Source organism: Helicobacter pylori SA37A, assembly GCF_000476015.1.
GTDB lineage: Bacteria > Campylobacterota > Campylobacteria > Campylobacterales > Helicobacteraceae > Helicobacter > Helicobacter pylori_DB.
Window position 1 is genome coordinate 20,474 of sequence record NZ_CBOO010000013.1, and the last position, 16,653, is coordinate 37,126.

At 36.5% G+C, this 16,653-nt stretch carries 15 protein-coding genes and 2 pseudogenes; 5 read left to right on the forward strand and 12 right to left on the reverse strand.

Translation table 11 applies throughout. The annotated features are described in order from the left end of the window. Positions 1-44 precede the first annotated feature (44 nt). The 11 genes and pseudogenes from QT76_RS08555 to QT76_RS08730 form a co-directional block, all read right to left on the reverse strand. A complete protein-coding gene (locus tag QT76_RS08555) occupies positions 45-755 on the reverse strand; it encodes a type I restriction endonuclease (RefSeq protein WP_229303928.1) in 711 nt (236 codons plus the stop codon). 47 nt (positions 756-802) lie between these two features. After that, positions 803-2,698, reverse strand: coding sequence for a motility associated factor glycosyltransferase family protein (locus QT76_RS06595; protein WP_033617096.1), 1,896 nt, complete (start codon positions 2,696-2,698; stop codon positions 803-805). A gap of 24 nt (positions 2,699-2,722) precedes the next feature. Further along, positions 2,723-3,490 (reverse strand): TerB family tellurite resistance protein, encoded by a 768-nt coding sequence (locus QT76_RS06600; protein WP_033617097.1) that lies wholly within the window; start codon positions 3,488-3,490, stop codon positions 2,723-2,725. Between the two features lie 9 nt (positions 3,491-3,499). Next, positions 3,500-3,814, reverse strand: coding sequence for a hypothetical protein (locus tag QT76_RS06605; RefSeq protein ID WP_001879120.1), 315 nt, complete (start codon positions 3,812-3,814; stop codon positions 3,500-3,502). A 1-nt stretch (position 3,815) separates the two neighbouring features. Further along, entirely contained in the window at positions 3,816-5,303 is a 1,488-nt protein-coding gene (locus tag QT76_RS06610; RefSeq protein WP_033617098.1) for a DUF5644 domain-containing protein, read from the reverse strand. A gap of 11 nt (positions 5,304-5,314) precedes the next feature. Continuing rightward, positions 5,315-5,803: a hypothetical protein gene (locus QT76_RS06615; RefSeq protein WP_033617099.1), complete on the reverse strand. Its 489-nt coding sequence runs from the start codon at positions 5,801-5,803 to the stop codon at positions 5,315-5,317. After that, on the reverse strand, positions 5,788-7,524 hold the full coding sequence (locus QT76_RS06620) for a M3 family oligoendopeptidase (RefSeq protein WP_033617100.1): 1,737 nt from the start codon (positions 7,522-7,524) through the stop codon (positions 5,788-5,790). Before QT76_RS06620 ends, QT76_RS06615 begins: the two co-directional genes overlap by 16 nt. Positions 7,525-7,621: 97 nt before the next feature. Further along, positions 7,622-8,872, reverse strand: a complete 1,251-nt coding sequence (locus tag QT76_RS06625; protein ID WP_024369061.1) for a cation:proton antiporter — start codon at positions 8,870-8,872, stop codon at positions 7,622-7,624. Between the two features lie 153 nt (positions 8,873-9,025). After that, a pseudogene (locus tag QT76_RS08560) lies at positions 9,026-9,209 on the reverse strand (hypothetical protein). Beyond that, entirely contained in the window at positions 9,193-9,753 is a 561-nt protein-coding gene (locus QT76_RS06630; RefSeq protein ID WP_000595788.1) for an outer membrane beta-barrel protein, read from the reverse strand. The pseudogene QT76_RS08560 and the gene QT76_RS06630 overlap by 17 nt, the downstream one beginning before the upstream one ends. Before the next feature lie 43 nt (positions 9,754-9,796). Then, positions 9,797-9,957: pseudogene (locus QT76_RS08730) on the reverse strand (orotate phosphoribosyltransferase). Between the two features lie 18 nt (positions 9,958-9,975). Here QT76_RS08730 and modA point away from each other — a divergent pair. The 3 genes from modA to QT76_RS06645 are packed head-to-tail and all read left to right on the forward strand — an operon-like array spanning position 9,976 to position 12,206. Then, on the forward strand, positions 9,976-10,716 hold the full coding sequence (gene modA / locus QT76_RS06635) for a molybdate ABC transporter substrate-binding protein (RefSeq protein WP_033617101.1): 741 nt from the start codon (positions 9,976-9,978) through the stop codon (positions 10,714-10,716). 21 nt (positions 10,717-10,737) lie between these two features. Then, a complete protein-coding gene (gene modB, locus QT76_RS06640) occupies positions 10,738-11,412 on the forward strand; it encodes a molybdate ABC transporter permease subunit (protein WP_033617102.1) in 675 nt (224 codons plus the stop codon). Then, a complete protein-coding gene (locus tag QT76_RS06645; protein ID WP_033617103.1) occupies positions 11,409-12,206 on the forward strand; it encodes an ATP-binding cassette domain-containing protein in 798 nt (265 codons plus the stop codon). Before modB ends, QT76_RS06645 begins: the two co-directional genes overlap by 4 nt. 117 nt (positions 12,207-12,323) lie before the next feature. Here QT76_RS06645 and gltX read toward each other — a convergent pair whose 3' ends face one another. Next, positions 12,324-13,715, reverse strand: a complete 1,392-nt coding sequence (gene gltX / locus QT76_RS06650) for a glutamate--tRNA ligase (RefSeq protein ID WP_033617104.1) — start codon at positions 13,713-13,715, stop codon at positions 12,324-12,326. A gap of 117 nt (positions 13,716-13,832) precedes the next feature. Between gltX and hopJ the strand changes: the two genes are divergently transcribed. Together hopJ and QT76_RS06660 are read left to right on the forward strand one after the other, a co-directional pair. Beyond that, on the forward strand, positions 13,833-14,933 hold the full coding sequence (gene hopJ / locus QT76_RS06655; RefSeq protein ID WP_033617105.1) for a Hop family outer membrane protein HopJ/HopK: 1,101 nt from the start codon (positions 13,833-13,835) through the stop codon (positions 14,931-14,933). Positions 14,934-14,941: 8 nt separating this feature from the next. Continuing rightward, positions 14,942-16,543, forward strand: coding sequence for a class I SAM-dependent methyltransferase (locus QT76_RS06660; RefSeq protein WP_033617106.1), 1,602 nt, complete (start codon positions 14,942-14,944; stop codon positions 16,541-16,543). Positions 16,544-16,653 lie beyond the last annotated feature (110 nt).

A 16,653-nucleotide genomic window follows, 5' to 3' on the forward strand; every position in this document is an offset into this window, starting at 1 on the left:
TTTGGGGCTTTCTTGGTAGTCGGTATCCTTAAGGTTAAATTCTTTTAAGACGCATTTTTGGATTTCTTCAAGCGATCGATGGTTTTGATGACTTTGATCATTTTGATCATTTTGATCATTTTCGGGGGGGGGGGGGTAATATCTAGCTTATGAGCTTCAACAAAGCGTTGGAAAATGGGCGAATAAGAAGTGCTATAAAACGCGCCTTGATCGGGGTTGTTTTCATCATAGGGCAAGTTATCGCTAAAGAGCCAGATTTGCGCGAGGTTATAAAAAATTTTGTTTTCGGGGTTTTCATAGCGTTGGATATGGCGATCTCTTTCTTCTTTAATGCCTTTTTTGGCGTAAGGCTGCTTAACTTCTATATTCACCAAAGGCAAGCCGTTGATAAAAAGGGTGATGTCAGGCCTAAAGGATTTGTAGGGTAATTCAGCCATCATTTCATAAAGATTGTTGTTAGGGTTATCAAAGTCTATGATTTGATTCTCGCTTTTGAGCAAGTATTCATAAAATCTTTTGCCTAAATCATCGTAATTCAAGCGTTTTTTTATTTCAGTCAGCGTTTCTTGTGTGTTTTTAGTGGGGTTAGGGTTTAATCGCTCAAAGGCTTGAGTGAAGCTATCGGTTAGAATATTGGTGGCGGTGTCTAGGTTGGGCTTATTTTCTTTAGAATTAGTGGGAATAAAATCATAGCCCAACTCGGCTAAATGCATTAAGGCAGGGACTTGAACCCTTGTGATTTCATTGTATGGCATGCACACCTCTTTGATTTAAGGTTGTTATTATAGTGTAAAAATAAAAATCATGGTTGTTTGAGCTGCCTTTGCAATAACAAACAAGCTTTTTTAAGGAATTGTTTTAAGGTGTTTTGAGAGAATTTGATAAAACGCGTCAGCTCATTTTCGTTAAGATGCAATGAAACGATTAAGACGCTTTGTAAAATATGAGCGATACTCCCTTCAAATAAAATGCCTATAGTGGGGGTTTTAGCGCTGGCTGTTTGGCAAAACCCACTCAAATTATCCACCCATTCAAATATTTCTTGCTTGGTTTTACAAGGCGTGTTTAAATGCGTGAAAAAATCCTCTTTAAAACTCATCAGATTTTTTTGTAAATTGTTTAAATCTTTAGCATGGTTATTGGGGGGATTAAACATGCTTTTAATGCGAGCGGTAGCGTCTTGTTTGTTGGTTTGTTTCAATTTCACTTGAGAGCGATTGAGACTAACAGCATGCCTGATTTTCGCCCCATAGCTTAAATTATAGACTTTTTTAGGCTGGTAATAATGAAGGGCTTCTTCAATCCTTTCTTTAGAGAGCAAAAAAAGCGAGTCGCTAAAAGTTTCATAACCTTCAACATTGCCCTCTATGCTGATTAAAGATGAGGTTTCAATCTCTTTTTCGTCTCCATAATAGGAATTTTTAGCGTGCTTTTTAAACCCTTTGATATAAGCGCAATCTAAAGCGCACAAATAGATTTCATCGCTCATCAAACCCGCTAAAGCCACCCCGGCATTGCCCACAAAAGGCGCTGCGTATTCTATGCTTAAAGGGCTTATATACGCGCAAGCGCTCCCCCCACGCATAAACATCAACGCTTCTTTAGCTAAATTAAAAGCGTTAGGATTGAGCATGTTAGCCCCCATTAAGGGGGTGTCTTCTAGGGGGGCGTTTTCTAAAACCTCCTTAAGATAGTCTATGCGCTCCACTTCTATTTGAAAATCCACTTTAACGCCATGCGTTTTTAAAGGCTTTAAAGCGGTTCCGCATGAAAAAATAATGAAATGATCTTCATTTTCTTTTAAAAAATCTAGCAATAAATCTAAGCTTGGCCCATTACCCACCACGCAAATAGGGGCGTTAATCTTTTTAGGTTTGGTTTTTAGGGTTTGGTATAAGGGTAAGTTTTTGAGCGTGTTTTTTAATCCCAGTAATTCATCTTCAAAACTCCCCCAACCCCTTAAGGCTTGTTTGTAATAGCTTTGAATGTTTTCTCGCATGCGCAAATTGAAAGCGCTTTTATAGGGCATGATTTCTAATTTTAAAAAAGAATGTGTAACAGGGCGTTTCAAAAAATCCATTTTCAATTCATTAGGGTTAAAAAACCCTTGAATAAAGAGTTTAGCCCCTTTTGTAATCAAATCTTCATAACGCGCAAAATAACAACTGATTTTAAACAAATCTAAATTTTCTTCAAACAAATAAAGCGAATGGAAGCGGTAATTTTGAGCCTGTAAAATCGCTAAAAACAAGCCGTCTAAGACGCCATAAATCATGGTAGGGGGTAAGAATTTCTCTAAAGAGCAAGGCGTTTGATGATTATTTAAAAAGTTTGAGATCGCATGCGTGGCCTTAAGGGTTAGGGGGAGTTTGGGGTTGTTTTGAGTTTTTAAATAATGTAAAGAGAGGTGGTTATTGTCTAATGAGTATCTGGGATTATTCAGGGGGCTTTTAGCCATGTTAAAAGCGATTTTTATCATTTGATTTTTAGGGTAGCTTAAAGCGTTTGTTGGCGTGTGTAAGAGATTGAAGTGGTTTTTTTCAAAAAGCAATTGGTAATTTTTAAAAGGCGTATTGAGAGCGTTAAAAAGATGGGGATTATAAGATTTGAAAAAAACTAAATTATCCCTAAAACGCTTTGAAATTTCTTTTTCTAAAAAGGGCGCATCAAAAGATGCTAAGGCTTTTAAAAAGGGCATGTAATAGCCTTTTTCATCACACCCCTATGAGTCTTTTAAATCATTTTCTAAAAGTTGGGAAGCGAGGGCGATTTTTTTCAACGAGATAAAGTCTTGCTCGCTGTAGCGTTTGTTGTCATTCATTTTATGGTAATAGGGGACGCTTAAATCCAGGGCTTTTTTTTCTAAATCTTGCTTGGTGGTGTGGGTTTGGATTTCAAAAAGACTTTTTGCTTCTTCTAAAGACATAGGGATTTCTATTGCATTGAAGCGTTCAAAATTGTCATAAAGCTCGTTAAAATCGTGATTGTCTATCTGCAAAAACGCCCCCACATCTAAAAACAATTCTTTTTCTTTGCTATCTAGTATCCCATCAGCATAGGCCAATAACATAAGAAATTCCACTAATTTCAGGCGTTTGGTGTATTCCCCATGCGTGTGATCGGCGATTTCTTGGCATAAGGATTCAAAACTTTCTTTTTGATCCACAGGCTCATTGAGAAGCTCTTTGGCTAAATTTTGCTGTTCGCTGTTTAAGGGCTGCTCTAATTCATGGATAAAAAGCGTCCTTAAGGCGTTATCCAAAGCGTTTTTTTGAATGTCTAAAAATTTTAAAAGACGCATATACGCGCCCGTTTGGGTTTGCTTGAATTTGTCTAGGGGGCTAGATTGCGCTAACAAATAGGGGTCATTTTTCAAGTCGTATTCTTCGGTTTTGGTTTTAGGGTTTAGGGGGTTTTTCAAATATTCTTTGAGGGTGTTGTAAAAATAAAACAACACAACCGCTGCGATAATCAATAAAATGATTTCCATTTTTTTCCTTTATGAGTATTTTTTCATCTGTTCTTTAAGGTCTTGTTTTTGCCTGCTCTCTCGCTCTTTTTTGGCTTGATAAAGACGCATTTGCTCTTCTTTTTGCTTGTCTTGTAAGATCATTTTCCTCTCATGGTTTTTTTTAAGCCGTTCTATGTATTCTTCTCGTTTTTCTGGGTCTTGGAAACTCACAGGGCGGATGAAAAAGACAAACAAAATCAATAAAAAAATCCCTATGGCGACAATTTCAGAGCCTTCGCCATTGAAAGCATACCAAAGCCCTCCCATGAAAGAAGCAAAAGCGAGTTTTAAAAAAGCGTTCATTTTAAATGAAAGTAACTTTATGATAATGCGTATCAAGCCCTAGAGCTTGCTTATCTTTTTCCCCCATAGCCATCAGCGCGATTTGGGGCAGTAATAAAGTGGGGGTGTTGTCATTATCTCTTTTGTAAATTTTTGAAGCTTTTAAGCTTAAATTTTCAAAAGCGTGAAAAAGCCCTAAAGAATGCGTAATTAAAAAATCCGCCCCCAAATCAATCCCCAAATAGCGTAAATGCGCGCACTGGAGTAAGCCGCTTGTTTCATTGACTTCTAAAAGGGGGGCGTAATTTTGAAAAGACTCTAAAAAATGGGGGGCTTTTAAATGGATTTTATTGAAAAAATGATCGCTTCGTTTAATGCGAGAAAATTCAGCCCCTAAAAACGCGTCAAAAGGGCTTTTCAATTCCCATGCCAAAAATTCATTGACCCACTCATTAAGATAGGCTATCTCAATATCTTTTTCATAAACGAGTTGGTATTTTTTCAATTTTTCATTGACGGAGTTGATGATTTCAGGGTTGTTGTCTAAAACTTCTTTAGCATGCAAGATATTCAAATACGCATCTTCTTCGCAAAAAATGAGCGAAACGCCATTGGCTTTGGCTAGAGCCAGATTATACGCAGAAGCGGTGAGAAAATCATGCGTGCTGATAATCTTCCCATAATAGCCCCCATCATAACAAAAAGGCAGATCAATGATTTTTTGCCCCATTTTTTCCAAATAGAGCTTAGCGCTTTTGAGAAGCGCTTGCGCGTCTAAATGCTTCGCATAAGCGTTAAAGAGCGCACAAGTTTTAGGGGGATTGGGCGTTTTAGGGGGGTTAGAGTTGTATTGAAAAAGGCTTAAAAGGTTTTTAGAAAAATCTTTCCATGGCTTGATTTTGGAATTGGTTAGGATTTCTTGCAATTCATAGATTTCATGGTCAATATTGTCATCGTTTTTATAGAGATAATGCGCCACGCTTAAAAAATTCATCACGCCGCTTTCAGGCTGAGAGATCATCTCTAATAACCGGTTGCGCTCTGTGGGGTAGCGCTTCATCAGCCATTTAACATACAAGAAAAAGCCATCGCCCAGATATTTAGGGTTTGTTTGGGGGTTGATAAAATTGATTTGAATAAACTTTTCTAATTCTTCTTTTTCGCCTTTAGTGATATAGGGGACTTGTTTGAAAAAATCTTCATAGTTTTTTAAAACCGCCTTTTCATCAATCATCAAGTCTTTTAAAGCGTATCGTTTGGATAGGGGATCTAGCACCCATTCTTTAGAAAAAAACGCCACCAAATCGCTCACTTTAGCGTCTTCAAACACCGCAATTTGGTTGATTTTAAGCGCGATATTTTCATTATAGCTCACGCCTTTGAGTTGTTTTAAAAGATCCAAAAGGTATTGATCTTCTTGGTATTCTAAAAAATAAGACTCATAAGCAGGGTTATAGTCCTTGTTGGTTTCAAAACGAAAGACCTTTACATGCAATTTCAAAACGCTCATCAATGATTCCTTTAGCTTTTGTGCAGATTTTCTAAAATCGCGCGGTTTTTGGAATTGGAAAAAAGGGCCTCTTTAGAGTCCAACCATTCTTTAGACTCTTGCTCGTCTTTTTTTGGCTCTTGAAAGGGTGGTTCTTCTTTGTGGAACACTTCAAGCGAATCGCAACGATTGAATAAAACGGCATTTTCATTTTTTTCTTTGATAAGGATTTGAATGATGCCAGGAAGTTTTACTTGAACCACGCTGCCAATATTGTTAGGGCCAAACCCGGCTTCAAACTGCACGCTTTTTGTATCAATCATCAAGCTTTCTAAGGTGTATCCGGCTAAAACAAACAGCACTAACGCGCCGAATTTTTCATGAATTTCTTTAGGGAGCTTGGGGGAAAAATCAATCGCATCTCTTTCGCACAAAAGGTTGAAACTCAAATGGTTTTTGGACAGAAATTGCAAGTATTCAATGCAATGCTTGTTGTTTAAAAGCCTTAATTCTCTTTGCATGCGAGCAACCTTTCAAATTCTTCTAACAAATGACGCACCTCTTGCATGCCAATTTCCCAAAATTCTTTGCTATCAATGTCAAAGCCAAACATGGACACTAATTCTTTAGGGCTTTTTGACCCTCCTAAGCTCAAAAATTCCGTGTAAGTTTTAACAAACTCTTTAGCGTCGCTTTTTTTATAAAGCCCATAAAGCGCTAAAGTTAAAAGCTGCCCGTAACTATAAGCGTAGCAATAAAAAGGCGAATGGATAAAATGGGGGATATAGCTCCACCACAAATGGTAGTTTTTAGTGAGTTTCACGCTTTTTTCAAACATTCTTTGATTTTCTTCAAACCAGATTTGATCAAAATCTTTGGTGTCTAATTCTTCATCCATTTCATGGATTCTTCTTTCAAAATTAGTCATCACCACTTGCCTAAAAAGCGTAGAAAAAATATCCTCTAGTTTGCCGGCCAGCATGAAAAGGAGTTCATCAGATTTTAAACCCTTTTTTAAATGCTCAAAAAACAGCATTTCAGAAAAGACAGAAGCGGTTTCTGCGGTGGTTAGGGGCGTATCCATGTTCAATACGCCTTGTTTTTTGGACAATTCTTGGTGGATCATATGCCCAAATTCATGAGCGATAGTGAAAGCGTCTCGGCGGTTTCCCGTATAATTTAATAGCACATAAGGGTGAGCGCTAGGCACTGCACCATGGCTAAAAGCGCCGCCTTGCTTAAACTCTTTGGGGTGCGAATCCACCCAACCCTCTTTAATTGCTTTAGAAGCGATTTTATGAAATTCTGGGCTAAAGGCTTTAAGGGCTTTGAGCGTTTCTTCTAAAGCTTGAGAATAAGTCATGGTGATGCTTTCAGCACTTAAAGGAGCGTAGCGATCGTAATCTTTGAGCTTATGCCCTAAAATTTGCGCTTTTTTGTGGTAGTAACGATGCACTAGAGAAAAATGAGCGTTCACAATCTCTATCATGCTATCCACGCTCTCTTGTGAGATCTGGTTGTCAATGTGGCGGAAACTCTCTTTTTTGTCGTATTTTCTCAGCCTAGTTTCAATGAGCAAATCTTTACGCACCATGTTTAAAATGTAAGTGAGTAAAGGGCGGGATTTTTCTAACGCTTTGCTGAAAGCTTTTTGGGATTTTTTGCGGATCTTGCGTTTGGGGTTGTGCAAGAGGGCTAAAATTTCTTCTTCGCTTAAATTTTGCTCTTCAAAAGGGATTTTCAAAGAAGAAAAATGCTCATCAAAAAGACGGCTAAACGCACCCACTCCCACAGGCGAAAGGGCTAGGGCGATCTTTTCTTCATCTAAATTTAAGGTGTGCTTTTTCTTTTCTATAAGATTGTTTAAATAAAAAGCATGATCTTTGCATTTTTTAATGAAAGCGAGTTGTTTTTTGGCGTCCAAATTCTTGAATTCAATTTCAAAAAACAAAAGGTGTTGTTGGATATTTGCACAAGCCATTTCGCATTGCGAATAAAACTTCGCTTCTTTGGTGTTCTTAGCAAAAAGCAATTGAGCGTAAGTCATCGCTCTAGAGATTTTTTCTAACAAATTTTCGTAATGTTTAAGAGTGTTGGCAAATTTTGCAGCGTCTAAATTCTTAAGGTTATTTTGATAAGCACTCTCAAATTCTTGTGCTTCTGTTTGTAAGGTTTTTAAAAATTCTTCTGCACTTTCTTTATTTTCAAATAAAGCGCTTAAATCCCATTCTTGCTCTTTCATGAAATCCCCTTTTTATATTAATTTGGAGTTAAAATATGCTTGTATTTTAACATAACACTGACAATACAAGCAAACTTATCATTTGGTTTTTGCACCATTATTTTTTAGCCGGCTCATTTTCTTGGCTCTTTTGGTGCAAAATAAATTGAGCGATAGATTCTAGGTATTTTAAAATAAAAGGGGTTGCCAACATTGAAAAGACCACCATAAGGATAAGGAGCTGGTGGATGTCATTTTGAGCGATATTTAAGATATTTTTTTGGTGCAAAAAACCAAGAATCCCTTTTTTTTCTTGCAAATTAAAGAGCTGGTGCGAGCCTGAATTTAAAAAGATAACAAAGGAAAACTCCCCAATTTGCGCTAAAGAAAGAGCGGTTTTTATGGCAGTTTTAGCGTCTCTAAAAAAACGCAATAGCGCATAAATGATAGCCGTCTTAAAACCCATCACTAAAATGAGTAAAAAGATGACGACAAAGAATTTCTCCATGAAGAAACTCACATTAATTTGCATCCCTATCGTAATGAAAAAAAGGGCTAGAAAGAGGTTTTTTAATTGTGCGAATTCTTCTTGGACATTGATTTTATATCGCGATTTAGAAATCGCCATGCCCACAATGAACGCCCCTAAAGACATAGAAAACCCAAAAAAATGGCTCAACCCTGCTGCGCTGCAAACAATCACTAAAATCGTGCCTATAAAAATTTCAGGCAAGCGCGTGTCTTTCGCTTGCTCTAAGATGAGATTAGCCCCTTTTTTTCCAGGCAATAACAAAAGAACTAAAATAATCCCTGCTGAAATAAGGGTTTTAAGAATGAGTAAATTAACATTAGAATCTTTACTGCCTAGAATAGTGAGAATTAAAAGCATGGGAATGGCTGCAATATCTTGGAAAATCAAAATCCCCACCGCACTCTTTCCCATGGGCGTGCTAAGCTGTTTGGAATCTTCAAAGAATTTCAGCACAATAGCGGTTGAAGAGAGCGAAAGCCCCATGCCTAAAACAAGGGAAAAAATGGGTGAAAGACCCAAAATAAAATACCCTACTAAAAAAGCGATTAAAGCGCATAAAACAACCTGTAAAAGCCCAAAAACTAGCACTTCTTGTTTGATGGATTTGAGCTTGTCAAAATTAAACTCAATGCCTATCATAAACATTAAAAAGACGATACCAAATTCACCAATATCAGACAACAAATTAAAATCATTAATTTTAAAAAAAGCCGCTAAGACCGTTCCTGTGCAAATGTAACCAATAATGACGGGCATGTCTAATTTCTTTAAAAAGATTCCAAAGCCTACAGCAAGCCATAAGCCAGCAATAACAATATAAAGTGTGCTGTTTTCCATAAAAACCTTTCCCCAGTAGAATCAATTTGTTTTAAAGAAATAAAAGCGAAACTATCCTATTAAATTGAGCCATTAAATAACACTATTAAATAAAATAATATCTATTAAATATATATAAGTAATTTATTATTTAAATCTTACTAAACCCAATATTCAAACGCCAACATCAAACGCTCTATTGAGTAAAATAAAAATTGAAACGCTAGGATTATACTGCACTAAAACAAACTTTCTATTTATAAAAAAGATTTTTTGAACCCCAACCTTTTAAGAGTTGGCTAGGGTTTGATTTGATGAAGAAGAGCGGATGAAAGAATAAATTAGAAAGTGAAGACATAATCCACATACCAAGAATAGTAGCGGATAAGCCCTACATCTTTACTGCCCTGATTAACCATAGGGAATTTCACGCCCGCTTCAAACGCGCTGCGATCCCCAATGCGCATTCTTCCGCCTAAATTCCATAAGAACTGGAATCTCGTTTGATTGACATCATAAGGGAACATCCAAGTGTTTCCGGCTAACTGAACGCCACCAATGAGACCTAGAGCGAATTTATCCAAAGGAATGAGATTGACGATCAAATCGCCACCGCCGCCATAGGTGAGCAAATTGGTTTTGGTGTGTTCAGTCCCTGAAGTGTTAAACCAATCTAAAAAGCCATACACCCTAGCCCCAAACCATTTATTGGCAAAGCCTACAAAACCTAATTTGAAATTCAAACCATAAAGATCATTGCCATGGCGCCAATCAGAGTAATTGCTGTTATAAGGGCCATAGCGACCTTGTTGATAACCCGCACCCATGAAAAACCCATTCACTTCGCCAGCTAGCGCTAAACTCGTACTCAAGCTTAAAATACAAGCAATTCTTTTAATCATAATAAATCCTTCTTGTTGAATTAAAGTTACACCCTAAAATCGGTTATTTTTCTAAAAGATTTAATTTTTTATTAAAGATGAGGGTTTTAGAGCGGAAATCTTGGTTAAATACTAGTAAGCGGGATATACCCACAAAACAAACCACCTCAAACTTTTAAAATACAAATTTTTAAGATACAAATAGGTATAATCACCAACTTCAATTTAATAAAAGGGAGTTCTATGAAAAATACTTTCAAAGCGTTTGCCTTTTTAATCGTATTTTTTTCAAGCGCTCTGTTGGCACAGGATTTAAAAATCGCTGCTGCTGCTAATCTCACACGCGCTTTAAAAGCCCTTGTTAAAGAATTTCAAAAAGAACACCCCAAAGACGCTATTAGAATTAGTTTTAATTCTTCAGGCAAACTCTACGCTCAAATCGCTCAAAACGCCCCTTTTGATTTATTCATTTCAGCAGATATGATTAGACCTAAAAAGCTTTATGATGAAAAAATAACCCCTTTTAAAGAAGAAGTCTATGCTAAAGGCGTGTTGGTTTTATGGAGTGAAGATCTAAAAATGGATTCTTTAGAAATTCTTAAAGACCCTAAAATTAAATATATCGCTATGGCCAATCCTAAACTAGCCCCTTATGGAAAAGCCAGTATGGAAGTCTTAGAGAATTTAAAACTCACTTCTAGTCTTAAATCTAAAATCATTTATGGCACTTCTATTTCTCAAGCCCATCAATTTGTCGCTACTAAAAACGCTCAAATAGGCTTTGGAGCGTTATCCTTGATGGATAAAAAAGATAAAAACCTCTCTTATTTCATCATTGATAAAGCCCTTTATAACCCTATTGAACAAGCTTTGATCATCACTAAAAATGGGGCTAATAACCCTTTAGCCAAAGTTTTTAAAGATTTTTTATTCAGCCCTAAAGCCAGAGCTATCTTTAAAGAATACGGCTATATTGTGGATTGAAACGCATAAAAAAGGCGAACAATGGATCATGAGTTTTTGATTACCATGCGTTTGAGCTTTTCTTTAGCTTTGATTACCACCCTTATTTTATTCCCTATAGGGATTTTTTTGGGCTATTTTTTAAGCCTTAAACGCAATCTTTTAACGAGCTTAACAGAAACGCTTGTGTATATGCCTTTAGTTTTACCCCCAAGCGTGCTAGGGTTTTATCTTCTTTTAATTTTTTCGCCTTCTTCTTTTTTGGGAGCGTTTTTACAAGATGTGTTAAACGTGAAACTTGTTTTTAGTTTCCAAGGGCTTATTTTAGGGAGCGTGATTTTTTCCTTACCCTTTATGGTAAGCCCCATTAAAAGCGCATTAATTTCCTTGCCCACTTCTTTAAAAGAAGCCAGTTATAGTTTAGGTAAAGGGGAATATTACACCCTTTTTTTTGTCCTGCTCCCTAACATCAAACCCAGTTTATTGATGGCTATCATTACAACTTTTACGCACACTATAGGCGAATTTGGCGTGGTGATGATGCTTGGGGGTGATATATTAGGGGAAACAAGAGTGGCTAGCATTGCGATTTTTAACGAAACTGAAGCGCTCAATTATTCTAAAGCCCACCAATACGCCTTAACGCTCACGATTATCAGTTTTAGCCTCTTATTTGTTACCCTGTTTTTGAATAAAAAACAAAGCTCGTTTTTATGATAAAAGCGCGGTTTAAAAAACACCTTTTAGGATCTAGGGGCGCGTTTGATTTGAATATAGACTTAGAAATTAAAGAAGCAGAAGTTGTCGCTTTATTAGGAGAATCGGGAGCGGGTAAAAGCACGATTTTACGCATTTTAGCGGGGCTTGAAGCGGTGAGTAGCGGCTATATTGAAGTCAATCATTCAGTGTGGCTAGACACTCAAAAAAAGATTTTTTTAAAACCACAACAACGAAAAATCGGATTTGTGTTTCAAGATTACGCCCTATTCCCTCATTTAAATGTGTATCAAAACATCGCCTTTGCTCACCCTAAAGATACAAATAAAATCCACGAAGTGTTACGCTTAATGCGTTTAGAAAATCTAAGCCAGCAAAAAATTTCTCAACTCTCTGGCGGACAAGCCCAACGAGTCGCTTTAGCAAGAGCTTTAATTGCAGCCAAGAATTTATTGCTTTTAGATGAGCCTTTAAACGCTCTAGATAACGCCTTAAAAAACGAAGTGCAACAAGGTTTGCTTGATTTTATCAAGCGTGAAAATTTAAGCGTGTTATTGGTGAGTCATAACCCAAACGAAATAACCAAACTCGCGCAAACTTTCCTCTTTTTAAACAATGGCGTTATTGATTCTAATCAAGAAAATCGGCTTTTTTCAAACCGCTTATTGATAAAACCTCTCTTTGAAGATGAAAATTATTGCCATTATGAGGTCATTCCTCAAACGATCAGTTTGCCCAAAGATTGTCTGAACCCAACTTTTAAGCTTGATTTCATTCAAAACAAAAAATTTTAGAAATATTTTTTTCATTTTCCTCTTAAAACCCTCTTATTTTTCAAAAGGAGTTGTTTAGAACAACCGCTAAAATAAGCTCTTTTATGATCAGCGTTCCATGAAAACAGAGCCAATTTTTTAGCTTTTCAAAAACTCATCTATTCTTTTGACGCTCTCTGTTTTGCCTAAAATAAAAAGCGCTTCTTTAAGGCCTATCCCGCCCCCCTTACCCAAAAGGGCTAATCTTAAAGGCTGCATAAAATTACCCGCTTTAATCTTTTCTTCTTCAATGATTTGGTGCATGGCGTTTTCTAGCGCGCTTTCATCGTTGAAATCAGCTTTATCTAACGCCAGTTTAAACTTTTCTAACAAGGGCATGACGAGCGCTTGATTGAGTTTTTTCAAAACCTTTTCTTCATACTCCACAGGAGCGGTTAAAACCTCATCTATTTTAAGGGCTAATTCTTTTAGGGTTTGAGATCTTTCTTTGAGAGCGTCCAACAAGCGATTTAATTGAGCGGGGTTTAAATGAGAAAGATCGCTAAAACTAAAAGGCTTTAAAAGTTCTAATAATTCTTGCGCACTTTGGTTTTTTAAATAATGAGCGTTGAGCCAATTAAGTTTGTGCCAGCTAAAGCAACTGGGCGAAGAATTTAAATCTTTAGGGTCAAACCATTCCAATAATTCTTGCATGCTAAAAACCTCTTTATCTTGATAGCTCCACCCCAAACGCGCTAAAAAATTCACTAAAGCTTCCTTAAGATAGCCCCTTTCTTGATAGTCCATCACATTAGTGGCCCCATGGCGTTTGCTTAATTTTTGCCCTTCTTCATTCAAAATCATCGGCACATGGAAAAAATTAGGGATTTTAAAATTCAAAGCCTTATAGAGAACGATTTGTTTAGGGGTGTTAGAAAGGTGATCATCGCCTCTAATCACATCAGTAATCCCCATTAAAGCGTCATCAATGGTAACCACAAAATTATAAGTGGGCGTTCCATCGCTCCTGGCGATAATAAAATCGTCTAATTCGTTAGTGTTCACTTTCACTTCGCCTTTAACCCCATCATTAAAACTAATGATCTCATTTTGCGGGACTTTAATCCTTACTACAGGCTCTATGCCTTTAGGGGGCGTGCCTTTAAAATCACGATAACGATTGTCATAGCGTGGGGTTTCTTTCCTGGCCTTTTGCTCTTCTCTCAAAGCGTCCAACTCATCTTTACTCATGTAGCAATAATAGGCTTTGTCTTCGTCTAAGAGTTTTTGAATGTATTCTTTATAAATCTCAAAGCGTTTGGATTGGTAGAGGATTTCTCCATCGTATTCTAGCCCTACCCATTTGAAAGCCTCTATAATGGCGTTAGCCGCTTCTATGGAGTTACGGCTCAAATCCGTGTCTTCAATGCGTAAAAAAAACTTTCCTTGATTGGCTCGTGCAAAAAGATAATTAAAAATGGCTGTCCTTAAGCCTCCTATGTGGAGATAGCCAGTGGGCGACGGAGCGAAGCGCGTAACGATCAAACTCATTATTCTAACCTTAAAAATAAAATACTCTTATTGTATTCAAAAATGGCTTAAAAATGGTTTCACTTTTTTCTATTAAAATTAGTGTATGATTGAGATTATTTTTGATTAGGATCAACCATGCAATTTCCAAAAGCCTTATTTCCTTTACCTTTATTATTTTTATCTTGTTGTATCGCTGAAGAAAATGGGGCGTATGCGAGCGTGGGTTTTGAATATTCCATTAGTCATGCCGTTGAGCACAATAACCCCTTTTTGAATCAAGAACGCATCCAAATCATTTCTAACGCTCAAAACAAAATCTATAAACTCAATCAAGTCAAAAATGAAATCACAAACATGCCCAACACCTTTGAATATATCAATAACGCTTTAAAAAACCAAGCTAAATTAACTCCCACTGAAAAGCAAGCCGAGCAATACTACCTCCAATCCACCCTTCAAAACATTGAAAAAATAGTCACACTTAGCGGTGGCGTTGCATCTCAACCTAAATTAGCCCAAGCGTTAGAAAAAATGCAAGAACCCATTACTAACCCTTTAGAGTTTGAAGAAAACTTAAAAAATTTAGAATTACAATTCAATCAATCTCAAAACCGCATGCTTTCTTCTTTATCTTCTCAAATCGCTACAATTTCAAATTCCTTAAACGCGCTTGATCCTAATACTCATTCTAAAAACATTTCAAGCATGTATGGGGTGAGTTTGAATGTGGGCTATAAGCATTTCTTCACCAAGAAAAAAAATCAAGGGTTGCGCTATTATTTGTTCTATGACTATGGTTACACCAACTTTGGTTTTGTGGGCAATGGCTTTGATGGTTTAGGCAAAATGAATAACCACCTCTATGGGCTTGGCATAGACTACCTTTTTAATTTCATTGATAATGCAAAAAAACATTCGAGCGTGGGTTTTTATGTGGGCTTTGCTTTAGCGGGGAGTTCGTGGGTAGGGAGTGGTTTAGGCATGTGGGTGAGCCAAAGGGATTTTATCAACAATTATTTGACTGGTTATCAGGCTAAAATGCACACGAGTTTTTTCCAAATCCCTTTGAATTTTGGGGTTCGTGTGAATGTCAATAGGCATAACGGCTTTGAAATGGGCTTGAAAATCCCTTTAGCAGTCAATTCCTTTTATGAAACGCATGGCAAAGGGCTAAACACTTCCCTCTTTTTCAAACGCCTTGTGGTGTTTAATGTGAGTTATGTTTATAGTTTTTAGGGGGGTAAATGCCTTCAAACGCTCTTTCTGTTGAAGAAATCGCTCGCCTAGTCAATGTTTCTCATAGCAGCGTGCATAATTGGATCAAAACCAATCTTTTAGAGAAACTAGAGATTGATCATAAAATTTATGTGAAAACGAGTTCTTTTTTAGATTTTTGCCGCAACCATTTAGGGAAAAACAAGCTTAACAAATACGCTAACAAATCCTTAAAAGGCGCACATAACCATCAAGAATTGATTTTAAAATACCTAAAAATATTAGAAAATAGCTCTGATTTAGAAAAGTTGGGTTCTTATTATGAAAAAGAGCTTTCTAACACCACCAGAAATTTAGAAGGCATTTACTACACCCCTAATAAAATAGTAGAACAACTTTTCACTCTCCCTAAAGATTTTGATACCTCCCAAGCGATTTTTTGCGATCCGGCTGTGGGGAGCGGGAATTTTATCATGCATGCTTTAAAACTGGGTTTTAAGGTTGAAAATATCTATGGCTATGATACAGACGCTTTTGCTGTCGCTTTGACTAAAAAGCGTATTAAAGAGCGTTATCATTTAGATTGCCCTAATATTGTGCAAAAAGATTTTTTAAATTTAAAACACACCCCACAATTTGATTGCATTTTCACTAACCCGCCATGGGGTAAGAAATACAACCAAAACCAAAAAGAAAATTTCAAACAGCAATTCAACCTCTCTCAAAGCCTAGATAGCGCGTCGCTCTTTTTTATAGCGAGTTTGAATTGTTTAAAAGAAAACGCTCATTTGGGGCTATTATTACCCGAAAGTTGTTTGAATATTGATGCGTTTAAAAAAATGCGAGAAATGGCTTTAAAGTTTCACATTAGAAGCCTGATTGATTTTGACAAACCCTTTAAAAATCTAATGACTAGGGCTGTGGGTTTGGTGCTTAAAAAAACCCCTAATAAGGATCAAAAAATCTCATGCTTTTATCAAAATAGCAAGTTCAAACGCTCGCCTTCTTCTTTTTTCAACAACCCTAAAAAGATTTTTAATATCCATTGCTCTAGCAAAGAAAATAAAATTTTAGACCACCTTTTTTCCCTTCCTCATATCACTTTAAAAAATAACGCTCATTTTGCTTTAGGGATTGTTACAGGCAACAATAAAGAAAAATTACACTCCGAACAAGAAAAAAATACCATTCCCATTTTTAGGGGTTCAGATATTTTAAAAGACAGATTAAAAGCCCCTAGCCAATTCATTAACGCTGATTTAAAAGACTGCCAGCAAGTCGCTCCCTTAAGCCTTTATCAGGCTAGAGAAAAAATCGTGTATAAATTCATTTCTTCAAAACTGGTCTTTTTTTATGACAATAAGCAACGCCTTTTTTTAAACAGCGCGAACATGTTTGTTTTAAAAGAAAATTTCCCTATCAACGCTCATGCGTTAAAAGAATTATTAAACAGCGATTTAATGCAATTCATTTTTGAATCGCTTTTTAAAACGCATAAAATTTTAAGAAAAGATTTGGAATGCTTGCCCCTATTTGCACAATTTATTAACAATAGTTTTGATGAAAAATTTTATTTAAAAAATTTAGGGATAGAAAGAATAGAAAATGGAACTTTCAGAATTAGAAAATGAAATTTTAAAACGCTTGAAAAATGCAATTTTAAAGAACTGGTATCCAATAAAAGGAATAGAGCCTTACAAAACAAACATAATAGCCAAAAAAGAAAAAGAACTCTTACAAG